The sequence below is a fragment of the Haladaptatus rarus genome, from assembly GCF_054177585.1.
The window spans coordinates 83,865-107,273 of the sequence record NZ_JBPEHG010000016.1; the positions used below are offsets into that span (position 1 = coordinate 83,865).

Below are 23,409 nucleotides of genomic sequence, written 5' to 3' on the forward strand. Positions count from 1 at the left end.
GACTCCATTAGTCGATTTTCATTACTTTGGAGATTGTATTTATAAGTGGATTTCCAGTCCAGTGTGACAGCGATCGGGGGAAACGCTGTCCACGAATCTGCGAAATCCAACGGGGGAGAACGAGCATGGTATCGACGGAGACACGCAACGAAGTGGAAGAGTACCTCGGACTGGTTCCAACGTGGATCGAGAACCTTGCAGAACCAGCCAGCGATCAGAGTTGGGAACTCGTCCGGGATCTCGAATTCGGGGAAACAGAACTGTCTGCACGGGAGAAAGCACTCATCGGAGTCGGTGTTGCAGCTGCAATCCAGTGTCCGTACTGCATCCACTTCCACAAAGAAGATGCACGGATGGAGGGGGCCACGGAGGACGAACTCACGGAGGCTGTCAATCTCGCCAGCACGACGCAGTACTTCTCGACCATCCTCCACGGAACGGAGGTCGACATCGACGACTTCGTCGACGAAACGACGGAGATGGTCGAACACATCGAAGAACAACAGGCGGCTCCGGGGGACGACTGAACCGACGGATTGCCCGTCGTCTTTTCCGGTTCATCGAGCAGCCCTCGATGACGCTCCTGTATTCGAACTGCTTCGACGGGGCAAGATCGATATTCTGTAGGTATCGGTCGGTATGACCGTAATGACTGACGAAGAAGTCTGAACAGTATTACTGAATAGTTATTCTCTTCCTACTGTGTTAACTGACTTTTTCGTCAGAATCCGTTAGCAAGTGGCGATGAACCGGTGAACTCCCAGCCGTGGAGGGATGCTCGCGTTGGGTAGCTACGACGAGCATCGTCGACTGGGAGTACCCAGGGATGACAGGTTACCAGTGGCGGCTGGTGCTGAATCACGTATCTTTCTGCCGATGCTTGGGAGCGTTTTCCGGGCGGCGCACATGGGATGCTCAGGCCGGTGACCACCGACCCAGATAGACCAAGGGGAGAAAGCCAATAAACCATTTTGACCAATCTCTCAAAATCCATCCCCTTCCCGTTCAACTATCCCAACTGAACGGCCATCAACTGACACTGATCGAAAGAGACCCCACGACCACGGACGAAACCAGATCGACGTCACCCGAATCTCGGCAGGTCACCGAAGTTACAGACGACCGTCTTCGTCTGTCGATACTCCTCGAACGCCTCGACGTCGAGTTCGCGTCCGATTCCGCTTTGCTTGTACCCGCCGTGGGGAACGTTGTCGAAGAGGTCGTTGTAGGTGTTTATCCAGACGGTTCCAGCTTCGATTTCTGCAGCCATCTCGTGTGCTGTTTCGAGGTCGGTCGTCCAGACGCCCGAGGTCAGTCCGAACTCGGTATCGTTGGCCTGTTCGACCACTTCCTCCCGCTCCGACCATTCGAACACGGATAGTACCGGCCCGAAGATCTCTTCCCGTGCGACGGTATGGTCGGATTCGACGCCGACGAGGACGGTCGGCTCGAAAAACGGTGCGCCGTCGAGGCGCTGGTCGTCCAGTTGTGTTCCACCGACGAGAACGTCCGCACCCTCGGTCGTCGCCGTCTCGACGTAGGAACGAACCGAATCGAGATGGTCGTGATCGACGAGCGGGCCGACGTCGGTTGTCGAATCGAGCGGGTCGCCGACGGTGAGTCGCTCCATCTCGGTCGTGAACAGTTCCAGAAACTCGTCGGCGATATCTTCGTGGAGGTACAGACGCGATCCGGCGGTACATTGCTCGCCTTGATTGAAGAAGATGCTGATGAGCGTCCCCTCGACGGCTTTCTCCAGATCAGCATCGGGGAAGACGATGTTCGGACTCTTGCCGCCGAGTTCGAGCGACACCGGCGTGATCGTCTCCGCAGCATCCTGCATGACCGTCCGGCCAGCAGCCGTCGAGCCGGTGAGCGCAACCTTCCGGATGCCGTCGTGGTTCGCTATCGCCGACCCGACCTCCGACCCCGACCCGGTGACGATGTTGACCGTTCCGTCCGGGAGGATTCGGTTCATGATCCTCCCTAATTCGAGCGTCGAGAGTACAGCCCGTCTCGACGGCTTGAAAACGAGCGTGTTCCCGGCAGCGAGTGCGGGGGCGGCCTTCCACGCGACGAACATCGACGGGAAGTTCCACGCACTGATCTGCCCGACGACACCGTATGGCTCACTCCGTGTGTAACACAACTTGTCGTTGCTCGTCGAAGGATGGCGACCCGCCTCGGCAGTTCGTGCGATGCTAGCGAAATGACGGAATTGCTCGATCGCGATCGTCATATCGACGAACAATGAGTGCTGGTTCGGCTTTCCCATCTCCAGCGAGTCGAGGCGGGCGAGTTCGACTTTCTGTTCTTCGATCGCATCGGCCACCTCAGACAGTGCGTCTGCGCGCTGAGTTGCCGACATCTCCCCCCACCGACCGTCGAATGCGTCCTGTGCGGCCGCGACCGCATGATCGACGTCGTTTCGCGTCCCCGACTGATAGGTGGCCAGTCGCTCGCCCGTCGTGGCATCGGTTGCGTCGTTCGTCTCTCCGGTCTCGCTGGTCACCCACTCTCCGTCGATAAGCAATCCGTACGGCTCGTCAGGAAGTATCTCGTCGGCGATCGACCGATGCTTCTCTCTGATGTCCTCGTGGATATCTCCGTGCTCGGGTTTGTGTTCGTGTTGCATGTCGTGGTCCGTGATTCGGCTCTCAATCGTTGGCTGAAACCCGTTCAGCACCGGTATCGTCGTTAAGCTTGACGAGTTCCTCGACTTCGGGAATCTCGTTCTCGTCGCTCGTGATGATCTCGATGCGGCGGGTAAGTTTGCTACGTGCGTAATCGACGAGTGGAACGGGGTTGGTCGCGTCACCGAAGGTGGAAACGACGTTCGCCACGTGGGGCATCAACGATTGCAGTGTATCGTGGACGACCTGGGGGTCGACGCCGTCTTCGCGGATGTGTTTCTGGACTTTGTGCATCCCGAAGCCGACGTGACGGCCTTCATCCGCCCGGATGTAACTAACGCCTTCGACGAGACCTTCGAGATGTGGTAGTTCGCGCGTCGGGACTTCGTCAGATCCCCGGTCGCTGAACGTTGACGTGATTCCCCAGTAACCGGTTTGCGCGAGGACGCTCTCCACGACGAGGTGATAGTGACAGTAGGCTTCGACGCGGTTCTTGGGTGTGTCGTCCGAATTCAGACGATGCATCGCTGCCTCGGTGTCGTCGAAGATGGTTCTGTACGCATCGTTGAAGAACTCCTGATTCGTCGGATTCAACTGCTCGAATTCGAGGTCCTCGGCGGCAGGATTCAGCACGTCGCGCCAGTATCGGTCGAAGAACTGGGTATGCTTCGCCTCCTCGTATATCTGCGAGGAGATGAACATCTGATCGTCGATATCCTGTAGCACCGCCATCAGTGGGGCGAGATCCTCGGTGACAGCTTCTTCACCCGCGCCGAACAGGGCGACGACCTTCTGTAGTTCGTAGAACTCGTCGGCCGTCAACTCCTCATCGGCGAGAAGATTCTCTAGATCCTGTTCGAGCAATTTCTCTGGGATATCTTCGTATGGATCCCAGTGATTGTAGACTGCGTGGCGGAAGTACCCACCAACCATGCCGTCCGGGTTCAGTCTGAGGTCTCGGCTGGTATCGCTTACCTGTGTCATGGACGGTCAAATGTTATCACTGGCCACGATAGCGATGATGCCAACAATACGCGGCGGGTTTAATACGGTCGTCAGTGCTGAATATGCCAACGGTCGGTTCACAGTCCCCACGAATATGGGCCAATTCGAGCCGACGGTTGCTATCCCATCAGTCGGTCACTGTTGATATATAATGCCGCGTCTACACGGCAAAAGAAAGTTCATCGCGTTCGGTCTTCTCTCTATGCGCTATGCTACCATTACCATCACACCCGACGACGGCGGGCTGCATCCCGCGGATTGGAAGCTGTACACCGACCCCGACGTGACGCGAGAGACGATACGAGAGATCAATCTCTTGAACGACGGGACGTGCGTCACGTTGTACGAACTACGCGGTGATTTGGAACAGGTAGACGAGTTGTTATCGACCCATCTGGACGTCATCGCGGTGGATGTGTCCGATACCGAGGGTGGACTCGTCTACGTCCACTTCGAGACGAATTTCACCGTCGAAGCATTGCTCACTATCGTCCAGATGTACGAGGTCGTCCTCGATATGCCGATCGAGTGTATCGAACGTGGTGGAATTCGAGTCAGACTCGTCGGTGACGATGCGACATTACAGACTGCGATCGACAATATTCCCGACCCGTTGTTGGTCACGCTCGAATCACACGGCGATTACCACGCTGCTATCGACGATACGTTCACGAAACTGACCGACCGCCAACGGGAGATCCTCGTCAAAGCTGTCGAAGCGGGATACTACTGTGTCCCCAGGCAGTCGACTCACGAACACATCGCTACCAGTTTGAATCTCAATCCCAGCACCGTCGGGGAGCATCTCTGCAACAGTTTCTGCATATCGCCCTCGAGGTCGAACGTTCCACTCATCAGGCCATCGATCGCACCGACTTCTCCCTGCGTCATGCGAACCCAGTCGCTGTAGTCGCCGCGGAGGACGAAGCCGTGGTCAACCTCGTCCGCCCCGTCGATCTCATGGCAATCGAAGATATCACCGTCTTCGAGGCCGATGAAGAAATACTGGTCTTCGGGAAGTCGACCGTCTGCCTGCAAGTGGAAGATGAAATCCCCGTCGAAATCGACTCCCCACCCGTCGCTCTTCTTTCGATACTCCTCGTCGTTCGCAACGACTTCTTCCCAGCGTTCGATCCAGTTCTCGGATGGAAACTCGTATGTCATACCTTGGCGTCCTCCGTGGCCCACTGCTGTGGTTGGCAGTAGCACTTCGTAGCGTGCGACGGTACCTCGGTAAGGGTTGAGGCCCCGATCACTGGTAGATTTATAAGAGAGTGTCGTCGCGTGGACTTTCATCTCTCATCTCTCACTACGAGTACCCAACCAGGTAGCGACTACCCTGCCAATGACCGAAGTGCCAAGTGACTCTCTCTGCGCGGTGGGGATTCCAACGTGGACAGCAGGGAAGATGTTTGCTCTGTCTCTCGGGAGATCCGCCTCCCCTAAAACGGGCCTCGTATACCGTGCCGAACATTCATCGATTTTCTGAACGTCGACGAACTATGCGCGCAGCCGTGTTCAAAGGAGCGAAGGAACCGTTGCAGATCGAGGCCGTCGACGAGCCGGAGCCAGCCGACGACGAGGTGGTCGTCGAAACGGAGGCGTGTGGCATCTGCAGGAGCGACTGGCACGCCTGGCAGGGGGATTGGGATTGGATCGGAGTCATCCCGACGGAGGGACTCATCTTCGGTCACGAAGCCGTGGGGCGAGTGGTCGAAGTCGGCAGGGATGTCGAGCGACTCCGTAAAGGTGACCGGGTCACTGCCCCGTTCAACTTGAGCGACGGGACGTGCGTTCACTGTCGAAACGGCCGAGGGAACATCTGCGAACGGATGGTTCCGATGGGATTTCTGGAGATGGCACCGGGTGGATTCGCAGAACGGTTTCCGATCCGGGCGGCAGATCAGAACGCGATACTTCTGCCCGACGATATCGACCCCGTGAGCGTCTCCGGACTGGGCTGTCGATTTGCTACTGCGTATCACGGCCTCGCCCATCGTGTCGATCTGACACCCGGAGACTGGGTCGCGGTGCATGGCTGTGGCGGCGTCGGACTGTCGGCGGTCCATATCGCCGACGCACTCGGTGCGAACGTCGTGGCGGTCGATATCGACGAGCAAGCTCTTTCGAAGGCCGAGTCGCTCGGTGCGGTCGAGACCGTTCCCGTAACCGAAGTCGAAGACGTTCCTCAGGCCGTCAAGAAGGTTACCGACGGAAGTCGCGGGGTCGATATCTCCGTCGATGCGCTCGGAATCGCCGAGACCTGTCGGAACTCGGTGAACAGTCTGGGGAAGGCCGGTCAACATCTTCAGATCGGGCTGACCACGCAGGAAGAAGGCGGTGAAGTGTCACTGCCAGTCGACGTGATGGCGATGGATGAACGCGACTTCTACGGAGCGTTCGGAATGCCGCCGAGCAGATACGACGAGATACTTCGAATGATGGAGTATGGAAAGATAGATCCCGGCAAGATCGTCTCGGAGACGGTCGCACTCGAAGATGTCCCGGAGATGGTCGCCTCCCTCGGTGACTACGACACGGTCGGCATTCCCGTCGTCACCGAGCTCTGATCCATCGGTGTGAATTCCGCTCGCATGTCATCAGCGACTCCGGTATTCTGTACTACCACCTCGTCGTGAAGCGTCACCGGAACGGACGAACTGGAAGAGCGAGGCGGAATGTTCGCGACAGCGCGAGGGTGGCTGTCACCGCCACGCTTCGAGCGGGCGGGCGTCCGGTAGGTCGACCGCAACCCAGGCGTCATCTCGGGCGATGTCCGCGATGATCGCTTTGTCTGGGCAGTTCTCGTCCGGGGTCTCGTCTATGGGGAAGATGATCTCCGGGGAATCGTTCCCTGCAGTTACCGTCTCGTTCATTGGGTCGGTCATAGAGGGGTGTTTCGCTATCTGTTTGTTATTCGCTCGCACTGTTATCGTTTCACCTTCATACTCAAAGAATTTATAAGGTTGATCGAAATTCTCGGTCTGGTGAAATCAAACTAGCTCCATCTTCCACACCGACGAAGAACCCCGTCACTGCGACCGATCATGCGAGATCGTCCGGTTGGGTTCCGACATTTGCTCGCCATCCAGGCGGCGTCGCGGCATCGGGATTTGCGTGTTCGCGTTTGAGCACCATCGGTGTTCGTTCGAGTGAGAGCACGAGATCGTCGTCCTGATTGTACGCCCGGAGTTCGGTCGTAACGATGCCCACGTGGTCACGAGATTCGCTCTCCCGTTTCGAAAGCACCTCACTTTCCGCGAACAGGGTGTCACCGTGGAAGACGGGTGCATGGTGACGGATCGCATCGTAGCCGAGATTCGCCGTCGCGTTCATCGAAATATCGACGACACTCATGCCCACAGCGAGTGCGATGACGAAGGTTCCATCGACCAGCCGTTCGCCGAATTCGGTTTCGGCGGCATACGCTTCGTTGAAATGCATCGGGTTCAGGTTCATCGTGAGGTTCGTGAACCAGACGTTGTCCGTCTCGGTCACGGTTCGACCGTAGGGATGCTTGTAGATGTCACCGACTTCGAAATCCTCGTAGTAGCGGCCGTGCCAGCCAGCGACGAGTCGCCGGTCGAAAGAGTCGTCGTCCGGTGTGTTTTCGTCCACCATAGTTACGAGATACCTTGCCAAACCACTAACCGATTTCCGAGCAGCGCGTCTTTCATCGTTCTGATATAATGGTCGTCATATTCTTCGGCTTTCGGTTTACCAACTGGGTGAGATCCGCTGCGTTTCGATCGCAGTTGCCCACTCGTCAAGCATCTCCGATATCTCTCGACGTATCCGTGGTCGCATCCATCGGAGCATCACCCTCCCGAACAGCCCATATTTCGGCGTGAGTTCGAACTCCGCTGCGAGCATCGACTCATCGTGACGCGAAACCACTTCGAACGTCCCCAGAAACCGTTCGAACACCCCGTGGATGCTATTCTCACTCGTCTCGGTATCGACGGAAAACGAGTAGCGTCGGCCTGGCTCCCACAGGACACACTCCTCGTCCCATCGATTACCTTGGTTATCCCAGCATCGTCGGCCCATTCCTTCCCCCACCGGGTCGAGTGCGATAGCTCTGCTGACGTTGGATGCAAACTCACTGACTGCTTCGACGTCTGCGATCGCCTCCCAGACTGCATCCGGCGGTGCCCGAACAGGTCGTTCGACACGTATCGTTCCCATACTCGTTCGGTGGGTCTGCAGTGGTAAAAATTCAAAAGTAACCAACGACTCACCTGGTTCCGTCGGCACCGCTGCTACTCACGACGACATCTCTCGACTATCTCAACGTCGTATACTGACGTTCGATTGAGATATCCCGTGACGACCAGTCGGTTCTTCGACCGGGCTGTTCGAGATTCTACATTCGGACAGTTCGACGGTCTGTCAGACCGATAGGTCCTAAACCAGCAAACATCCCAAACCAGCGGTGCGGTGCCGTGGGAAGCCTCGCCGTTTACGGCGAGGAGGAGGCACGAGCAGTCCTCATCGGTGCCCATAACTCCTTTCCGACTATCGCTGGTATCCGTTGGTATGGTACGGCTCTCGACGATAGTGCTCCTCGTTGGTATCGTCCTGTTGTTCGTCCCGATTCCACCGATCGCGACGATACTCGGTGTCATCGTGATCCTGATCGGCGTCGCGCTTCGTTTGCTCACCGACCGGTAACGGTGGCAAGGCATCGGCTGATTCAGAACAGCGTGCGCTTTTTCGCTCCACCGTACCCGTAGCAAATCGCTATTCTCGTGTCTGTCCTACAGTCGTCCATGCCTGCAAGTTCCCGTCCCGAAACTATCTCTCGGAATCGAACTCGAAGACTCGACGCAACTCGAGTTCTATCCGTTCGACGAACTCTCGAAGAACCGCGTCGAATTCATCGTCGTCGATGGATACAGGTTGAACACGGTCACGTGGGTTGTCGGGAAGTTCGACTCGGAACTCCCCGTCGCCTTCATAGAAGGGTTCGCTTTCGTTGAGCACCTTGTGGTCGATCGAGCGGAGGAGGTTCGAATCGTATCGACCGTGCATGTACTGGAAGGCGTTCGAATACGCTTCCTGAAGTTCATCGAAGTAATTGACATACTTCTCCTCGAATTTCTCGGCATCGAACGAGGTCATCGTTGGTTGTAGACGAGCCTATGGTTAAACGGTTCGGTGAGATACGCCTGAAAATCGGACCGGCTGTATCGACACCGACCGAATCATCGACCCCGTCAAAGGCAGCCCTACACCGACTTTTCACTGTGTTCCGTTCGACATTCGAAGGTACATTCGGAACTCCAGTTCGTCCGCGTCGTCTCCACGAACTTCCGACCCTGCTTTCTCGAAGGGAGTCGAATATGGGGTATCGGTCATCACGCTTTCATCACAGAGTTGGTCGGTAAGATGTTGAACGTCTCCGGCTTCGGTTCCTGGCGCTAGGATGACGAGGTTGGTTCTACCAGACTCGATATCGAGTAGTTCGTCCATCTGTGTGAGCAAATCATCGAAACTGCCGATCTTCTCGAATGGAAGACTGATGTACGATTCGTTCTGGTATTCGACCTGAGCTGGCAGCGTGCTGTCCGTCGATTCGTTGGCCCGTTCACGCTGCTCTCCTTGTACCCGCTGGTGCAGTCGTTCGATTCGAGAGTCGTACTTCTCGCGCCACGAAAGGATGGTCTCATCCGGACGACATCGTACACGATAGGAACTATCACCAATCTTGTCTAATAATCCGTATGCAGTAAGCAGGTCAAGCATTTGGCCACCGTCGAAATTGGGGACCCCGGTTCTGTCATACTGTTTACTGTATTCTTTTTCGAGTCTCTCGAGAGTGAACTGGTCGTCTTCGTACTGTTGACAGATAAATAAATAAAGCTGGATACAATCGTCGAGGCTCGGAAGCACGTTTTGCGAAGACATGGCAGAGGAAAACGGTCTCGCTTCGATTAAACATCACTGTTCGTGTCAACGGTATCTCTCTGTGGGTTGACCGTCGATGAGTGATAATTCATCTATGTCACGTAAATCATTATGAATAATTAACTATTTCCCCCGGGGAGTTGGGAGCTAGCATGGGGCATAGAGTATGCCAGAAACGATATTCGAGGTCGACGTCGAGAAATCGCCGGAGGAACAGCCTGACCCTATCGTGAACCGGTGGCATCCTGACGTTCCACCTGTGGACAGTGTCAAACCAGGTGAGAAATTCCGCGTGGAATGTCTCGACTGGACGGGAAATCAAGTGAATAACGACGATAGCGCGAACGACATTCGGGATATGCGACTCGACCCCAACCACCATCTCAGTGGTCCGATCGCGGTCGAAGGAGCGGAACCGGGCGACCTGTTGGTCGTCGACATACTCGACTTAGGACCATTTCCGGACAACGAATGGGGATTCACCGGAATCTTCGAGCTAGATAACGGCGGGGGATTCCTGACCGACCACTTTCCGAACGCCCGGAAAGCGATCTGGGATTTCGACGGTGTTTACACCTCGTCACGACACGTTCCGGATGTCCGATTCGCGGGACTCTCCCATCCCGGTATCCTCGGGACGACGCCGTCACACGAACTTCTGGAAGAGTGGAACGAACGCGAACAAGCACTCATCGAGCGAGGCCCTGAGGCTGAGACCGCAGTGAATCACGAGACTCGCGAGGACGAACCACCGTTGGCACTCCCGCCAGAACCAAACGAGGTGATGCTCGGTGACATGGACGATGACGAAGTCGAGGAAGCGGCGGAAAAAGCGGCACGCACGATTCCACCGCGAGAGAACGCTGGCAACTGTGACATCAAGAATCTCAGTCGTGGCTCGCGAGTGTACCTTCCCGTCTTCGTCGACGGGGCGAACCTCATCACTGGCGACCTACACTTCTCGCAGGGTGACGGCGAGATTACCTTCTGCGGTGCGATCGAGATGGCAGGGTACGTCGACCTCAAAGTCGACGTCATCAAGAATGGCATGGAACAACTCGGCGTCGACCATGCCATCTTCAAGCCGGGTAACGTCGAGCCACAGTTCTCCGAGTACATCGTCTTCGAGGGCTACTCCGTCGACGAGGACGGCACACAGCACTACAAGAACGCCAATGTCGGGATGCGACGGGCGTGTCTCGACGCTATCAACTATCTGACGAACTTCGGGTACACACCTGAACAAGCGTATATCATCCTCAGTACTGTCCCGGTCGAAAGCCGAATCGCTGGTATCGTCGACCTCCCGAACACGTGTGTGACCGTCTCGGTGCCGAAAGCGGTCTTCGATTTTGACGTCGATCCAGACAGTCTCGCCGAGGTGTCTGCCGAGCGTCAAGGTGACGCCGCACAGCCGTCGTAACCAGTGTAGTCCGGTAGGATCGTTCCGGCCCTGTTTTTGTTTCGCTTGTCGCTCACTCGTCGATCAGTGGCTGATCAGTGGCCGATCGCCCAGGGGTATCCCCCACTTCCGTGCTCGTGGGTGGTGTGGCCGTGGTCGTGTTCGTGGTCACTTTCATCGGCGTCACGGGTCGCCGCGATGACGTCGTCGATTCGCAGGAGCATGTTCGCAGCTTCCTCAGCATTGGCGATCGCGTGCCGTTTGACGGCTGCTGGTTCCAAGACACCGTTGGTCAACATGTTCTTCGGCCGTCCGTTCGTTACGTCGAGTCCGACGTTCTGCTTCCCATCGTGATGGTTTGCACGCAACTCGACGAGTGTATCTATGGGGTCGAGACCTGCTGTCGTCGCGAGCGTTCTCGGTATCGCTTCGAGGGCGTCTGCGAACGCGTGAACTGCAAGTTGTTCGCGACTATCGAGCGAATCGGCGTACTCGCGGAGTTCCTTGGCAAGATGGATCTCTGTGGCTCCGCCGCCGGGTAGCACGTCGCTATCTTCGATGGCAAGGGTCGTAACGTACAGACAGTCCTCTATGATACGTTTCATCTCATCGACGACGTGCTGAGTACCACCACGCAAGAGCACCGATACGTGCTGCGAATTGGCATCTTCGGTGACGATCAGGAGGTGCGTTCCTGCGATGGTACGGCGCTCGACTTCGTCGGCGTAACCGATCTCCACTGGCGATAGTTCATCTACTGATGTAACGAGTTTGCCACCAGTTACATCCGCCAGTTTGTACAGTTCGTCCTGCCGCGTTCGCTCGATCGCAAGGATACCTTCTCTGGCGAGTTGATTTCGAAACGCGTCGTCGATGGATTTCTGGCAAACGACGACATCCGCTCCCGCATCGATGATCTCGCGAACCTGAGCCGCGTAGGCGTCGTGCTCGAATCGACGAAGTGCTTCCATCGTCTCCGGACTGTCGACAGTGACGTTTTCTACCGCGTTGGCCTCGTCGACCGTCAATTCGGTGTCGATGAGAGCTAACTGTGCCCCTTCAATTCGACGTGGAATGTCGAGTGTTTTCCCTTCGATCGACGTGGACGAACTCCCGATGTCGATGGCGATGCCTGATACGAGCGAGGAGTGGGTGATACCCGCACCGGCCACGGGTCGGAGAGTTACTTTCGAAAGATCGACCATCCCTCCGTCTTCGATAGCACGGATGGCACCAACAGCGAGGTCGGCGAACACTTCGGCTGCGTCGGCGTCCCATTTTCCAGTCACCGAGGTCGCTGCAACGTCTCGAAGACCAGATTCGTCGGCGAGCGAAATGTCGAGACTCATCGCGTCGAGCTCGTCGAACGCTTTCTGACTGGCTCGCCGGTATCCCTTCGTCACACTGGATGGGTGGAGACCATTTTCGAGCAGTTGCTCAGCTTGTTTCAGTAACTCGCCCGTCAGTAGTACTGCTGTAGTCGTTCCATCCCCCGCCTTTGTCCCCTGACTGGCTGCGACTTCGACGATCATCTCCGCGGCAGGGTGCTCGATATCCATTCTATCGAGAATGCTTGCACCGTCGTTCGTGATGACGACCGTTCCAGAAGCGCCGACGAGCATCTTGTCCATCCCTTTCGGGCCGAGCGTCGTTCTGATCGTTTCGGCAAGTGCTTTTCCAGCGGCGATGTTGGTGTTTCTGGCGTCGTCTCCACGAAGTCGTTCCACTGGTGCAGAGCGGACGGCGGACAGCGAGCGGTTCCCAGCTGGGTCAGACATGTCACTGCACGTCACAACGGTGTCCTACAAAAAGGTAGTCCGTGGATAATGTTCTCGACTCAGCAGACGACTCTTCGAACCGATTCGATCAGCCTTACCCGTCATCTTTGTTCGACGCTCGACTCCGTCCGCAGTATCCGCGTGTTCGCCTCTGGTTGGTGGATGTCGTTTCGAGTCGACTTCTATCCGACCGAGGTGATCGATGCCGTATCTGGAGGTGCGAAAACTATCGCAAGCCGTGACGACCCTGTCCTTTTTCGACGATCGAAAATCGGCCTCTCTCACCCGCTCTCTGGTAAAATCATAATTCGCGACTGGTTTGACCAACTGTTAGTTATTTATACTATTCTATCGAATGAACATATTGGGACGTTCCGAATCCGATTCGGGGGGGAGACAATGTCACTGTACACGATTCTTGGAATGGGGTTAGTGTTTGTCGGTGCTGTATTGATAGTAAACGGCATCTGGCTTCTCGGTCGAGCTGACGATCGAGATACGGCCGTGCTGAACTTCTTCGTCGGGGTGTTGACCTTCTTGATAGCGATGTGGTGGGCGTTCGGGGGTGATTCAGAAGGGACAGCGTTTAACGCTGCGGGAACACTCCTATTCTCGTTCACGTACCTGTGGGTCGGATACAACGCGTATCGTAGCGCGGATGATCAGCGCTCGCTCGGCTGGTACTGCATCTTCGTCACGGTCGTCGCAGTCCCAACCGGATACATCGTTTGGCTTGCCGGTGACGTCGGCCTCGCGGCGCTCTGGTGGATTTGGGCCGTGCTCTGGGCAACATTCTGGCTCCTTCTTGCACTCCGCCGTAGTGAATACACGTCTCCGGTCGCGTGGTATACCGTCGCGGTCGGCATCGTCACCGCTGCTGCTGGGTATCTCATGGCAGCAGGCATGTGGCCCTGGGCTCCCGCGTGAACTTCGTCTCGGGTCACCATCCTCAACAGAAGATAGTTCGGGGAAACGCCAGGAGGCCTTCTTCACGAAACGATGAGCGATGCGATGCCGATAGCCAGGACCGAGCCGACGATATTCAACGCTGCGTACGCGACAGATTTTATCTGCTCACCTGTCTCCCAGAGCCGGATGGTGTTGTACGAAAACGATGAAAACGTCGTGAACGAACCGCAAGCACCAGTGCCGACGAAGAGTAAAACGTCGTTACCGGCACCGAGAAACGTTATATACCCAAGAACAAACGAGCCGACGACATTCACCGTGAGGGTTCCTGTTGGAAAGTCTTCTCGCTCGACAGCCTCGTTAACGAGATGGCGAACCACTGCACCGAGCATGCCACCGAATCCGACGAGATGACCTGGTTCCACCATCCTTCAATCACTCTCAATCGATAGTGCGACCCGCCGCCCGAGGAGAACCGCGATGAAGCCGATCAAATAACTTCCCACGACGTTGAGCAACCCGATGAGTGGAGTCGCTTGGACACTCTCGAGTGCGAACGTACTGTAGGTGGTGAACGATGACAGGAATCCTGTCCCGAAAACGACCACCGACTTTTCGGCCAAAATCGACGTCGTGAGTGCTTCGTAAAGAAGGAATCCGAGAAGGAAACTCCCGACGACGTTGACGAGAAACGTCCCTCGGAGGTCCGGGAGGAACGTCCCGACGAAGAACCGGAAGTTCGATCCGACGAACCCACCGAGTGCTATCAGGAAGATCTCTTCCAGCGTTAGGAGTGGACGCTCACGTAACATGCCTCGTGAGGTTCACGTCTACGACACCGGCAGACGTTATCTTTTCCCTGGGATGAAATTCGCACGCTGGTATGAAATTCGCGCTGCTGAAGCGATATGACCCATCTGACGGTGACAAAAATAGGCGCGGGCAAAGCTACCGTTACTTCGGCTCACGAGACGATGTGATGGGAATCCCCGTACGGGGCTGTTCGCCGGAGTCAGTCACCCGACTGGGGGGCTGGTTCGACGTTGACGTCGACCCTCGCGGCCGATGCTTTGTACTCCGGTATCTTTGCCTCCGGGTCGAGGGCGTCGTTCGTCAGTCGATTGATCGGCGAATCTGCGAAGTGAGGCGTCGACCAGATGACACCTTGTTTGATATCTTCGGTGACGTGCGCTCTGGCGACGACCTCCCCACGGCGCGAGACGAGTCGCACGTACTCTTCGTCTTCGACGCCCAGCGATTCCGCATCGCTTGGATGGATGTCGACGAAGTTCTCTTCGGTTCGACGCATCAACGTGGGTGACCGGGTGCTCATCGTCCCTGTGTTGTAGTGTTCTTCCAGCCTCGCGGTCGTTAGCACGAACGGGTACTCGTCGTCTTCCACCTCCTTCGGCGGTTGGTGCCGGACACCCCGTATCTTGCCGAGTCCATTCGACGTGTCGAATGACTCCTCGTAGAGGAAGGGGTCGCCTTCGTCTTCCTCATCGTAGCACGGCCAGTGCAGCCCTTCGAATCCGAGGCGGTCGTACGTGATTCCACTGTATATCGGCATCACCTGCCGGAGCTCTTCGAAGATCTCTTCGGCCGATTCGAAGTCGAATCCCTCGTCGAACAGGCGCGTCCCGACTTCACAGAGGATCTCCATATCGTGTTTCGTATTTCCGGGAACCCGCGTCGCCGCGCGCATGCGCTGCACGCGGCGGTCGGTATTCGTAACCGTGCCGCCACGTTCGGCCCAGGATGTCGCCGGAAGAATCACGTCGGCATACTCTGCGGTGTCGGTCATGAAGATGTCCTGGACGACCAGGAACTCTAGACTCTCGAGGTTCTCGACGACCTCGTTCCCGTTTGGCTCACTGATGACCGGGTTCTCACCCATGATGTAGAGTCCGTGTATCTGCTCGCCTGCGGCCTGCGTGATCTCGACGTTGGACAGTCCCGGCTCCGTCGGTAGTTCGAAGCCCCACACGTCCTCGATCTCCGCCCGCTGTTCGTCGTCATCGATGGGGACGTAGCCGGGGAAGGTGTTGTACATCGTCCCGACGTCACAGGTTCCCTGAACGTTGTTCTGCCCGCGGAGTGGGTTGACGCCGGTTCCTGGGCGCCCGAGGTTACCCGTCATCAGCGCGAGATTGATGAGGTTCTGCACGTTGTCGGTTCCACAGGCGTGCTGGCTCATCCCCATCCCGGTGAAGATGGCGGCGTTGTCCGCTGTCGCGTACGCTTCAGCCGCCGTTTCGATGTCTTCTAAGGGAACGCCGCACGTTTCGGCTGCCTCCTCGACGTCGAACTCTTCGAGCGTCTCGACCACCCCGTCGAGACCTTCCGTTCGCTCGTCGATGAACTCCTCGTCGAGCCAGTCGTTATCGAGGACGGTTTTGAGAACGATGTTCAACAACGGGATGTCCGTGCCTGGCTTCAACTGAAGATGGAGGTCGACGTCGCGGGTGGTCTTGTTCGCGTGCGGGTCGACCTGGACGACGAACGTGTCCTCCAATGCGGCTTGTTTGAAATATTTGCTGTGAGCGATCGGGTGTTGCTCGGAGGGGTTGGCACCTTGAATCCAGTACACGTCGGCCTCCTCCCGAAGGTCGCGCATACTGTTGGTCATCGCACCAGCACCGAGACTCTGTCTGAGCGCAGCGACCGTCGAAGCATGGCACATCCGGGTGCAGTTGTCGACGTTGTTGTTGCCGTATCGACGGGCCAACTTCTGGAGGAGATAATTCTCCTCGTTTGTACACTTCGACGACCCGAAAAAGCCCATCGCGGTTCGTCCGTGTTCATCTCGAATCCGACTCATCTCGTCGGTGACGAGTTCGAATGCCTCTTCCCACGTCGCTTCGCGGAACTCGTCGCCATCACGAATCAACGGTTCTTTCAGGCGCTCCTCGTGGTTCACGACTTCGGTCGATGCACCACCCTTGATACAGAGAGCACCCTCGTTGACCGGCGCATCGAACCACGGTTTGAGGTTCACGTCTCCCTCCTCGGTGCCTTCTGTTAGTTGCAGTCCGCATCCGACACCGCAATACGGACAAATCGTACAGACGTTGTCTTCGGATTCTTGGCTCATGATTTGTCTTTCCTGATCCGATTTTTCGTTCACTGGCGTCATTGTGCTCGACCATCTCCTCGGTCGTCGAACACGAGCAACACCGACTATGCTATCAGTTACCAATTGGGGGCAATCGACTTGAGCATTGTGTCGCCTATCGATTCCGAAGACACCCGTCGGGGGGAGGAACGTTCGAGGTTCCATTTCCCTGGAGAACAAGGAATCAAGATGATTGACGACCCAGTTTCAGCTACGAACGGCAAGCATCCAGGTCGTCGATACACCTGGTACTGTCGCAGAAACCAACAGAGGCTACCCATGGAACTCGATCATGATCGATTGCTCGAAAAGAGTCGGGAGTACGAACAACTGGAACCGCTGTTTCTCGTCGAACGAGATCGTCTCGAAACGCTGCCCGACGCGTTCGAAGAAGGAACGGTCGTCTGGAAGGACATGGAGTGGATCGTTCGGTGGTATTATCGTCGCGAATTAGGTGAATTTCCACACCAGGAGCGCGAATCCGCGGAACGCCGATTCCGAACCAATTCGTGGGAGACCGTGAATGCAACTATCGAAGGAGCCAGACAGGCATCGACAGTGACGGAAAAGACCGAACGATTGTTGGAATTAAAAGGGGTGACAGTGCCGGTTGCTTCCGCGATTCTCCAATTTATGGATCCAGAAGAATACATCGTCCACGATGAACAGATCTGGTGGCTTCTCCATAAAATCGGCAAACTGGATGATCAAGCTCCTGACTCTCTCTCAGTGGACGCTTACGTCGCTTATCTGGAGCAGTGTCGAGCGACGGTTGTGGAGTTCGACGTCGACCTGCAGACATTGTATCGCGCCAGTCGTAGGTTGCGGAAAGCGGGCGGCGACGAACACTGAAACTGATATCCCTCATCGAATCGAGCCGTCGGAACGCCCTGCTATCGGATACCGGCATCTGTCTAGATAGATGAAATATAGTATACAGATATTATCCACGAATCTATATTTAGATGGATATCATCCTTTGACCGGGGGGTTACATGCCCGAAACACGATTCGAAGTAGACGTAGATGCCGATCCAGCAGAACAGCCGATGCCGGTTCATAACCGATGGCATCCAGATATCCCATCGGTCGTCAGCGTGAATCCCGGCGAGAAATTGCGGGTCGAATGTCTCGACTGGACGGGGGGCCAGATTCACGACGATGATGACGCGAACGACGTTCGTGACGTCGACCTCGCCCAGGTTCACTACCTGAGTGGACCGATAGAAGTCAACGGTGCAGAACCTGGTGACCTGCTCGTGATGGACATCCTCGACATCGGGGTGTTGAACGAGCGCTGGGAGTACGGTTTCACCGGGATCTTCTCTCAGCAGAACGGCGGTGGATTCCTCACCGACCATTTCCCAACCGCCTCGAAGGCGATCTGGGAGCTAAACGGGACGAAAACGACGTCGCGCCACATCCCAGACGTACGTTTCGAAGGAAAGATCCACCCAGGATTGGTCGGCACCGCTCCATCACACGAACTCCTACAGGAATGGAACGAGCGCGAACAGGAACTCATCGACAAGCACGCTGAAGATCCTGAATCCATTCCAGATCACCCGACGAAGGAAGCACAGCCTCCAGTCGCCAACGCACCGACGACGGAATCGGCGCTCATGGGCGATATGTCGGACGACGAGGCCGAATCAGCTGCCGAGGAAGCAGCCCGAACGGTTCCACCGCGAGAGAATGGCGGGAACTGTGATATCAAAGACCTCTCGCTCGGGTCGAGGGTCTACTTCCCGGTGTACGTGGAGGGTGGGAAGCTTTCTATGGGAGACATCCACTTCTCGCAAGGAGATGGCGAGATCACCTTCTGCGGTGCGATCGAGATGGCAGGGTACCTCGACATCGAACTCGATCTCATCAAAGATGGGATGAACAGGTACGGAATCGATCATCCCATCTTCGAACCGGGTCACCGTGGGCCGGATTTCTCCGAGTATGTCGTCTTCGAAGGGTACTCGGTCACCGAGGATGGAGAGCAGAGATACATCGATTCTCACGTCGCCTATCGACGGGCTGCGCTCGAGGCTATCGAATACCTCAAGAAATTCGGCTACACCGGCGAGCAGGCATACATGATCCTTGGAACCGTACCTGTCGAAGGCCGACAGAGTGGCGTGGTCGACATCCCGAATGCGTGCTCGACACTCGCAGTTCCGAAGGCAGTTTTCAACTTCGACATCAGTCCCGACTCTCTGGGCGCCAGACAGTCGAAAGGTCAGGTAGCGATCACCGACGAACCACTCGACTAGCATTGCCTATCGAACGACCACCACGGCTGGTGGTCACGAACGATCTTTTCGTCGTATCACGAATCGTCCTCGATTTCGTCTGCCGTGGCCGTCGCCTTCGCACTATTCGAGTCCGTGACGACGAGCGTCAAGCGATACGTGTGTCCCGACGTTTCCTCGTGTTTGGCGCGAAGTGACGTCGTCCCTGTCGCTGTGTCACCGCTGACGTCGACCGTCGCCGTGTCCTCGGTTTCGCCGTCGTTGGTGTCGGTGAGCGTGAGGTCGACCGTACTGAGATTCCCGTCGGAATCACTCACCGCCCAGGAAGCGTCGAAATCTGCATGGGGGCTGTTACCCGAATTGTCCTCCGCGAGGCTCAGCGAGTCGACGACAGGTGCGGTGTTCCCACCACCCCCACCAGATCCCCCGTCCAGGTCGTCACCGTTCGTCGTCCCGAGGACGGCGTTCTCGACGTCGAGCAAGCCGGAGCCCTGTTCGTTGCTCGACAGGCCGATGTCTTCTGCCGTGTTACGGAGTCGCTGGCGTGCCTGGGTGTTCGTGTCGCCGTTCGCCATCAGTTGTCCACCCGCACCGCTCACGTGGGGGCACGCCATCGACGTTCCCGAGAGCGACGTGTACCCACCATCGTTGTACGTCGAGAGGATGTCGGCTCCTGGTGCGGCGAGTTCGACTTCCGAACCGCGCGACGACCATCGCGGTAGCGTATCGTTCCTGTCGGTCGCGCTGACGGCGATACATTCCTGGTATGCAGCGGGATAACCGACGCTGTTCTTGCTGGGGCCTTCGTTTCCGGCGGCTGCGACGAGGAGAACCCCGCTCTCGTAAGCGGTCGTACAGGCGTCCTCGATGACCGACGAGCCTCGACGGCTACCGAGGCTGAGACTCCCGACGTCGTATCCCTCGTCGGCAACCCAGTTGATGCCAGCGGCCACGTCCGAGGCGTACCCGCCCCCGCTCTCATCGAGCACCTTGGCCGCGTGGAGCGTCGCCGCGGTACTGACGCCAAGCACTCCTGACGAGTTGTCGACAGCGTCGGCGATACCCGCACAGTGAGTGCCGTGGCCGTTATCGTCGTCCCACGAAGACGTGTAATCGACGAACGACGCCCCAGTACCCAGATTCGCCTTCAGATCCGGGTGGTTCTCGTCGATGCCGGTATCGATGATGGCGATATCTGCACCACTCCCGGTGTCTCCGCTCGAATGGGCGACTTCGGCGTCCACGCGGTCGACGCCCCATGGGAGGGTTTCCCCGACCGCATGGACGCGGATATCTGGCTCCACGTATCGAACACCGCGTTGTGCGCGCAGGAATTCGCGGTCGTCTTTTCCGAACCGACCGACGACCGCCTGTCCGGTCGATCCGAAATCGAGCACTCGAATCACGTCGGTAGCCCGGTCCGCTGCCTTGGTGACCGCTGTCGAGGAGCGCGTTCCGACGATGAAACGTGGACTGCCACCGAGCCCGGTCCCTGCCCCGATTGACACTGCACCGATACTGGTACTCGCACCGATCAAAACGGTTCTTCGAGAGACACTGTTACTATTTACCATGCCTGATGGTAACGATTGTGGACGACACTGTATAAAAATATGGATATTTGTCCAAATATTTCTACAATTTTACTCTCATGACGGATTCAATACCTGCAGATACACGAACGATACACAGCCGGAAAGACAGAACATCGTTTTGATCAGTAAAACACGGGCTGGTGCCCAGAGCAGTTACGACACAGATTCGCTAGCTAGCAATCATGGATCGGAGCGAAATGGTCGTTCACGCGGCGACAGTCGGCGCAACGTTCGCCTGCAAGCAGTTTCGAACCGACCTGGATATCTCGACGAAGGATGGCAAGATGGATTACGTGACCGAAGCGGACACACGAACCCAACGTCGAGTCATCGAAACGATCACCGATGGGTTTCCGGACGACACGATCGTCGGTGAGGAGGAAGATGCGGCAAAAGAGATCCCCGAGAAGGGAGATTGCTGGGTGATCGACCCGATCGACGGAACGACGAACTTCGTTCGGGGAATTCCACTGTGGGCGACGAGTGTCGCGGCGGTCCGCGATGAGGAACCGATCGCAGCGGCGAACGTCCTCCCCGCCATCGATGAGACGTACGTCGCGAACGCCGACGAAGTTCTCAGAAATGGAGAACAGATCACGGTCAGTGAGACGGATTCTCTCGATGTCGCAGTCGTCGCACCGATTCTTCGATATGGAGACACACAGCGAGACGAGTTCTCCAGCGTGATTTACGAGTTGTCAAGAGAAGTCGGAGACCTGCGACGATTGGGCTCTGCACAGGCAACACTTTCACTCGTTGGACGTGGTGCACTCGATGGGACCATTGGAGTCGTCAAACCGTACTCGTGGGATACGGTTGCTGGTGCATATATGGTCGATCAGGCTGGTGGCCGAGTGACCGATATCTTCGGTGAGCCATGGACGCCCTTCAGCCAGGGAATCGTTGCGACGAATGGTCGATTGCACGAGGAGGTTCTCGGAGTGGTTCAACGAGGTCTCGAGACGACGTGAAGCACTCCGATTTCTTGCGAACGGTCTGACAGATTTCGAGACAACACTCCACCAGGCCGTGGTTGTCGTGGCGAATCGTGTGCCTACACGTTCCCTGAAAAGTATTGACTGGAAGTAATCTACCAGCCGATGCCACCCAGTACTGCTTTTATCTCTTGTTCACTTCATTACCACATCTCCGTCATGACTCCAGACCATTCACCCTGGTATCCCCGGATTCGCCTCGTCGTCTCTCTCCTCATTCTCGTCGGCCTCACCACGAGTGTTGGTATCGCGTACGTTGCTCTCGCAACACACCCCGACGCGACACTTCCCCTTCTATCGACCGTCCTCTCGGGTGTAACCGTCGTTGCAGCCGGTTTCACTGGATTGTATACCTTTACGACATATCCTCGTTTTCCGCGACGTGTCCAGACCGTCTATGCTGGATTCGTAACTATCGCCATTCTTGCCATCAGCTGGAACGTCTACATCATACTGGCGATCACGTGAGCCGAGTCTGTTGACGTGCCAGACAAAGACTGAAATTCCTCCAATCGAATCCTTCTCGGGTTTAGTGCAGCAGAAATCCAACCACAGATTCGGTCAGACGTCGAACGCCCAGAGCTGACTGTCCGTGTCTACTCCTTCCGAGACGGTTTTCGACTGACGCTGACTCGGCGGAGTGTATTCCGACGTGAACACGATACTGTCGTTGGCTGGTATCGGGCCACGGCCACGATTTCCGGATTTGGATAGCTTCCAGTTCGTCTCGCCGTCTTTGGCGTTCAGCGAATAGATGGTCACGTTCTCCGTATCCGTACGGAGGAGATTTACTGCTCCGTCGGTCACGGTCGGTATCGTTCCCTGTGCCCATTCGTTTTCCGGGAGCTCTCGGGTCCAGCGCGTTTCACCGGAGTCCAGTTCGAGGGCTTTCACGTTCCCGTTCAGGTCGGCGAGATAGACGGTATCGTCGTCGACTGCCGGCCGAATGCTCGCTTTCGGTACGCTGGGTGCCTGCCACCGTTCAGTTCTATCTGGATCGAAGACGCGAACCTTCTCGTGCCCTGCATGAACGATTTCGTCGTCGGTCACGACCACGGAAGTGGTGAAACCACTGACCTGTTCCCGCCATCTCTCGTTTCCGGTCGCGGCATCGAGCGCGACGAGTTCCTGATTCGCCGTGGTGTACACGGTGTCGTCAAGTACGGCGGGGAGATTCGCACCCCCCATCCGACCATCGGGTGTGAACGACCACTGCTCGTTCCCATCGTGATCGAAGCAGACGAGTCCTTCCCGCCCGGCACCGTAGATCGCATCGTCCGTGACAACCGGTGGGTCGTTGATGAAACCAGCAAACTCGGTCGTTTCCCAGAGCCGCTCTCGCGACTGGGCATCGAGTGCGATGAATCTCTCGTCGACGTTACAGTAGAGCACTCCGTCGTAGTAGATGGGTCGAAGGTCGGAAAGTGGTGCGTGGAACACGAACGTCGTGTCGAGTGAGGTTGCCCATCGTTGCTCTCCACTGTTCAGATCGTAGGCTTCGAGTGTCGCGTCGGGTGCGCCATCGGTCGGTTTCCCCCGCGTCACGTAGACACGATCGTTGACGACCGTCGGTGTGGTGATCGGGCCTTTCGTTTTGACATTCCATCGCATCTCCGAGCAGGTCGCGGGGACGCTTGGGTTGTACCCACTGTGATTCGAATCCCGCCCGAGTTGTGACCAGGACGAGTCGGAGGCGGGATTCAACGGCGTATCCGTCGTTCGTGTGGGTTGTGTGGATTCGTTGGTCGATGCGAGACACCCGGTGAAGAGTGTACTACCGGCGAGGGCGAGGGCGGTTCTGCGGGACACGGAGGGAGGGGCCAT

Annotated in this window: 24 protein-coding genes and 1 pseudogene; 11 read left to right on the forward strand and 14 right to left on the reverse strand. The window is 56.8% G+C overall.

Features of this window, described 5'->3' with window-relative positions; all coding sequences use genetic code 11:
• Window positions 1-125: 125 nt before the first annotated feature.
• Entirely contained in the window at window positions 126-527 is a 402-nt protein-coding gene (locus ACR3FE_RS23190; RefSeq protein WP_458210191.1) for a carboxymuconolactone decarboxylase family protein, read from the forward strand.
• Between the two features lie 557 nt (window positions 528-1,084).
• Here the strand turns inward: ACR3FE_RS23190 and ACR3FE_RS23195 are convergent.
• Window positions 1,085-2,635 carry an aldehyde dehydrogenase family protein gene (locus tag ACR3FE_RS23195; RefSeq protein ID WP_458210193.1) on the reverse strand — a complete coding sequence of 517 codons (1,551 nt, stop codon included), beginning with the start codon at window positions 2,633-2,635 and terminating at the stop codon, window positions 1,085-1,087.
• Between the two features lie 22 nt (window positions 2,636-2,657).
• The gene (locus ACR3FE_RS23200; protein ID WP_458210195.1) at window positions 2,658-3,617 is read right to left on the reverse strand and encodes a ferritin family protein; all 960 of its coding nucleotides are present in this window, start codon (window positions 3,615-3,617) and stop codon (window positions 2,658-2,660) included.
• Between the two features lie 223 nt (window positions 3,618-3,840).
• On the opposite strand from ACR3FE_RS23200, the pseudogene ACR3FE_RS23205 reads away from it, so the two are divergent.
• Window positions 3,841-4,437, forward strand: a pseudogene (locus ACR3FE_RS23205) (helix-turn-helix domain-containing protein); the annotation flags it as partial.
• Here the strand turns inward: ACR3FE_RS23205 and ACR3FE_RS23210 are convergent.
• A complete protein-coding gene (locus ACR3FE_RS23210) occupies window positions 4,389-4,676 on the reverse strand; it encodes an SCP2 sterol-binding domain-containing protein (protein WP_458210229.1) in 288 nt (95 codons plus the stop codon). The pseudogene ACR3FE_RS23205 and the gene ACR3FE_RS23210 overlap by 49 nt on opposite strands.
• On the opposite strand from ACR3FE_RS23210, the gene ACR3FE_RS23215 reads away from it, so the two are divergent.
• Together ACR3FE_RS23215 and ACR3FE_RS23220 are read left to right on the forward strand one after the other, a co-directional pair.
• Window positions 4,569-4,844, forward strand: a complete 276-nt coding sequence (locus tag ACR3FE_RS23215; protein ID WP_458210230.1) for a hypothetical protein — start codon at window positions 4,569-4,571, stop codon at window positions 4,842-4,844. The genes ACR3FE_RS23210 and ACR3FE_RS23215 overlap by 108 nt on opposite strands.
• A gap of 296 nt (window positions 4,845-5,140) precedes the next feature.
• On the forward strand, window positions 5,141-6,208 hold the full coding sequence (locus ACR3FE_RS23220) for a zinc-dependent alcohol dehydrogenase family protein (RefSeq protein WP_458210197.1): 1,068 nt from the start codon (window positions 5,141-5,143) through the stop codon (window positions 6,206-6,208).
• Between the two features lie 135 nt (window positions 6,209-6,343).
• On the opposite strand, the gene ACR3FE_RS23225 is transcribed toward ACR3FE_RS23220, so the two are convergent.
• From ACR3FE_RS23225 to ACR3FE_RS23235, 3 genes are all read right to left on the reverse strand, one after another.
• Window positions 6,344-6,526 carry a DUF7556 family protein gene (locus ACR3FE_RS23225; RefSeq protein ID WP_458210198.1) on the reverse strand — a complete coding sequence of 61 codons (183 nt, stop codon included), beginning with the start codon at window positions 6,524-6,526 and terminating at the stop codon, window positions 6,344-6,346.
• Between the two features lie 157 nt (window positions 6,527-6,683).
• Complete coding sequence (locus ACR3FE_RS23230) at window positions 6,684-7,259, reverse strand: MaoC family dehydratase (RefSeq protein WP_458210200.1); 576 nt, start codon at window positions 7,257-7,259, stop codon at window positions 6,684-6,686.
• Window positions 7,260-7,355: 96 nt separating this feature from the next.
• Window positions 7,356-7,826 carry an SRPBCC family protein gene (locus tag ACR3FE_RS23235; protein WP_458210202.1) on the reverse strand — a complete coding sequence of 157 codons (471 nt, stop codon included), beginning with the start codon at window positions 7,824-7,826 and terminating at the stop codon, window positions 7,356-7,358.
• Window positions 7,827-8,177: 351 nt separating this feature from the next.
• Between ACR3FE_RS23235 and ACR3FE_RS23240 the strand changes: the two genes are divergently transcribed.
• Window positions 8,178-8,312, forward strand: coding sequence for a transporter (locus ACR3FE_RS23240; RefSeq protein WP_458210204.1), 135 nt, complete (start codon window positions 8,178-8,180; stop codon window positions 8,310-8,312).
• 123 nt (window positions 8,313-8,435) lie between these two features.
• On the opposite strand, the gene ACR3FE_RS23245 is transcribed toward ACR3FE_RS23240, so the two are convergent.
• Window positions 8,436-8,762 (reverse strand): DUF5783 family protein, encoded by a 327-nt coding sequence (locus ACR3FE_RS23245; protein WP_458210205.1) that lies wholly within the window; start codon window positions 8,760-8,762, stop codon window positions 8,436-8,438.
• A 120-nt stretch (window positions 8,763-8,882) separates the two neighbouring features.
• Complete coding sequence (locus tag ACR3FE_RS23250; RefSeq protein ID WP_458210206.1) at window positions 8,883-9,386, reverse strand: hypothetical protein; 504 nt, start codon at window positions 9,384-9,386, stop codon at window positions 8,883-8,885.
• Between the two features lie 328 nt (window positions 9,387-9,714).
• Between ACR3FE_RS23250 and fmdA (ACR3FE_RS23255) the strand changes: the two genes are divergently transcribed.
• Window positions 9,715-10,971, forward strand: coding sequence for a formamidase (fmdA, locus tag ACR3FE_RS23255; RefSeq protein ID WP_458210207.1), 1,257 nt, complete (start codon window positions 9,715-9,717; stop codon window positions 10,969-10,971).
• A 74-nt stretch (window positions 10,972-11,045) separates the two neighbouring features.
• Here fmdA (ACR3FE_RS23255) and thsA read toward each other — a convergent pair whose 3' ends face one another.
• Window positions 11,046-12,728, reverse strand: coding sequence for a thermosome subunit alpha (gene thsA, locus ACR3FE_RS23260; RefSeq protein ID WP_458210208.1), 1,683 nt, complete (start codon window positions 12,726-12,728; stop codon window positions 11,046-11,048).
• A 399-nt stretch (window positions 12,729-13,127) separates the two neighbouring features.
• Here thsA and ACR3FE_RS23265 point away from each other — a divergent pair, with 399 nt between their 5' ends.
• Window positions 13,128-13,655, forward strand: a complete 528-nt coding sequence (locus tag ACR3FE_RS23265) for an AmiS/UreI family transporter (RefSeq protein WP_458210209.1) — start codon at window positions 13,128-13,130, stop codon at window positions 13,653-13,655.
• Between the two features lie 62 nt (window positions 13,656-13,717).
• On the opposite strand, the gene crcB is transcribed toward ACR3FE_RS23265, so the two are convergent.
• The 3 genes from crcB to fdhF all read right to left on the reverse strand — a co-directional run bounded on the left by crcB (window position 13,718) and on the right by fdhF (window position 16,731).
• Window positions 13,718-14,065 (reverse strand): fluoride efflux transporter CrcB, encoded by a 348-nt coding sequence (gene crcB / locus ACR3FE_RS23270; protein WP_458210210.1) that lies wholly within the window; start codon window positions 14,063-14,065, stop codon window positions 13,718-13,720.
• A 3-nt stretch (window positions 14,066-14,068) separates the two neighbouring features.
• On the reverse strand, window positions 14,069-14,449 hold the full coding sequence (locus ACR3FE_RS23275) for a fluoride efflux transporter FluC (protein ID WP_458190749.1): 381 nt from the start codon (window positions 14,447-14,449) through the stop codon (window positions 14,069-14,071).
• A 200-nt stretch (window positions 14,450-14,649) separates the two neighbouring features.
• Window positions 14,650-16,731, reverse strand: coding sequence for a formate dehydrogenase subunit alpha (fdhF, locus tag ACR3FE_RS23280; RefSeq protein ID WP_458210211.1), 2,082 nt, complete (start codon window positions 16,729-16,731; stop codon window positions 14,650-14,652).
• Window positions 16,732-17,031: 300 nt separating this feature from the next.
• Here fdhF and ACR3FE_RS23285 point away from each other — a divergent pair, with 300 nt between their 5' ends.
• Together ACR3FE_RS23285 and fmdA (ACR3FE_RS23290) are read left to right on the forward strand one after the other, a co-directional pair.
• Window positions 17,032-17,604 carry a hypothetical protein gene (locus ACR3FE_RS23285; protein WP_458210212.1) on the forward strand — a complete coding sequence of 191 codons (573 nt, stop codon included), beginning with the start codon at window positions 17,032-17,034 and terminating at the stop codon, window positions 17,602-17,604.
• Window positions 17,605-17,747: 143 nt separating this feature from the next.
• Window positions 17,748-19,016 (forward strand): formamidase, encoded by a 1,269-nt coding sequence (gene fmdA / locus ACR3FE_RS23290; RefSeq protein WP_458210213.1) that lies wholly within the window; start codon window positions 17,748-17,750, stop codon window positions 19,014-19,016.
• Between the two features lie 56 nt (window positions 19,017-19,072).
• Here the strand turns inward: fmdA (ACR3FE_RS23290) and ACR3FE_RS23295 are convergent, their stop codons facing one another.
• Window positions 19,073-20,503 carry a S8 family peptidase gene (locus ACR3FE_RS23295; RefSeq protein WP_458210215.1) on the reverse strand — a complete coding sequence of 477 codons (1,431 nt, stop codon included), beginning with the start codon at window positions 20,501-20,503 and terminating at the stop codon, window positions 19,073-19,075.
• Between the two features lie 269 nt (window positions 20,504-20,772).
• On the opposite strand from ACR3FE_RS23295, the gene ACR3FE_RS23300 reads away from it, so the two are divergent.
• Entirely contained in the window at window positions 20,773-21,561 is a 789-nt protein-coding gene (locus ACR3FE_RS23300; RefSeq protein ID WP_458210217.1) for an inositol monophosphatase family protein, read from the forward strand.
• Between the two features lie 183 nt (window positions 21,562-21,744).
• Window positions 21,745-22,053 (forward strand): hypothetical protein, encoded by a 309-nt coding sequence (locus ACR3FE_RS23305; protein WP_458210218.1) that lies wholly within the window; start codon window positions 21,745-21,747, stop codon window positions 22,051-22,053.
• Window positions 22,054-22,146: 93 nt separating this feature from the next.
• Here ACR3FE_RS23305 and ACR3FE_RS23310 read toward each other — a convergent pair whose 3' ends face one another.
• Window positions 22,147-23,409, reverse strand: coding sequence for an outer membrane protein assembly factor BamB family protein (locus ACR3FE_RS23310; protein WP_458210219.1), 1,263 nt, complete (start codon window positions 23,407-23,409; stop codon window positions 22,147-22,149).

Bases quoted from the DNA above. Each gene is read 5' to 3' on its own strand.
- ACR3FE_RS23190 (WP_458210191.1), top strand. From the start codon at position 126: ATGGTATCGACGGAGACACGCAACGAAGTGGAAGAGTACCTCGGACTG.
- ACR3FE_RS23195 (WP_458210193.1), bottom strand. From the start codon at position 2,635: ATGCAACACGAACACAAACCCGAGCACGGAGATATCCACGAGGACATC.
- ACR3FE_RS23200 (WP_458210195.1), bottom strand. From the start codon at position 3,617: ATGACACAGGTAAGCGATACCAGCCGAGACCTCAGACTGAACCCGGAC.
- ACR3FE_RS23220 (WP_458210197.1), top strand. From the start codon at position 5,141: ATGCGCGCAGCCGTGTTCAAAGGAGCGAAGGAACCGTTGCAGATCGAG.
- ACR3FE_RS23225 (WP_458210198.1), bottom strand. From the start codon at position 6,526: ATGACCGACCCAATGAACGAGACGGTAACTGCAGGGAACGATTCCCCG.
- ACR3FE_RS23230 (WP_458210200.1), bottom strand. From the start codon at position 7,259: ATGGTGGACGAAAACACACCGGACGACGACTCTTTCGACCGGCGACTC.
- ACR3FE_RS23235 (WP_458210202.1), bottom strand. From the start codon at position 7,826: ATGGGAACGATACGTGTCGAACGACCTGTTCGGGCACCGCCGGATGCA.
- ACR3FE_RS23240 (WP_458210204.1), top strand. From the start codon at position 8,178: ATGGTACGGCTCTCGACGATAGTGCTCCTCGTTGGTATCGTCCTGTTG.
- ACR3FE_RS23245 (WP_458210205.1), bottom strand. From the start codon at position 8,762: ATGACCTCGTTCGATGCCGAGAAATTCGAGGAGAAGTATGTCAATTAC.
- ACR3FE_RS23250 (WP_458210206.1), bottom strand. From the start codon at position 9,386: ATGCTTGACCTGCTTACTGCATACGGATTATTAGACAAGATTGGTGAT.
- fmdA (WP_458210207.1), top strand. From the start codon at position 9,715: ATGCCAGAAACGATATTCGAGGTCGACGTCGAGAAATCGCCGGAGGAA.
- thsA (WP_458210208.1), bottom strand. From the start codon at position 12,728: ATGTCTGACCCAGCTGGGAACCGCTCGCTGTCCGCCGTCCGCTCTGCA.
- ACR3FE_RS23265 (WP_458210209.1), top strand. From the start codon at position 13,128: ATGTCACTGTACACGATTCTTGGAATGGGGTTAGTGTTTGTCGGTGCT.
- crcB (WP_458210210.1), bottom strand. From the start codon at position 14,065: ATGGTGGAACCAGGTCATCTCGTCGGATTCGGTGGCATGCTCGGTGCA.
- ACR3FE_RS23275 (WP_458190749.1), bottom strand. From the start codon at position 14,449: ATGTTACGTGAGCGTCCACTCCTAACGCTGGAAGAGATCTTCCTGATA.
- fdhF (WP_458210211.1), bottom strand. From the start codon at position 16,731: ATGAGCCAAGAATCCGAAGACAACGTCTGTACGATTTGTCCGTATTGC.
- ACR3FE_RS23285 (WP_458210212.1), top strand. From the start codon at position 17,032: ATGGAACTCGATCATGATCGATTGCTCGAAAAGAGTCGGGAGTACGAA.
- fmdA (WP_458210213.1), top strand. From the start codon at position 17,748: ATGCCCGAAACACGATTCGAAGTAGACGTAGATGCCGATCCAGCAGAA.
- ACR3FE_RS23300 (WP_458210217.1), top strand. From the start codon at position 20,773: ATGGATCGGAGCGAAATGGTCGTTCACGCGGCGACAGTCGGCGCAACG.
- ACR3FE_RS23305 (WP_458210218.1), top strand. From the start codon at position 21,745: ATGACTCCAGACCATTCACCCTGGTATCCCCGGATTCGCCTCGTCGTC.
- ACR3FE_RS23310 (WP_458210219.1), bottom strand. From the start codon at position 23,409: ATGGCCCCTCCCTCCGTGTCCCGCAGAACCGCCCTCGCCCTCGCCGGT.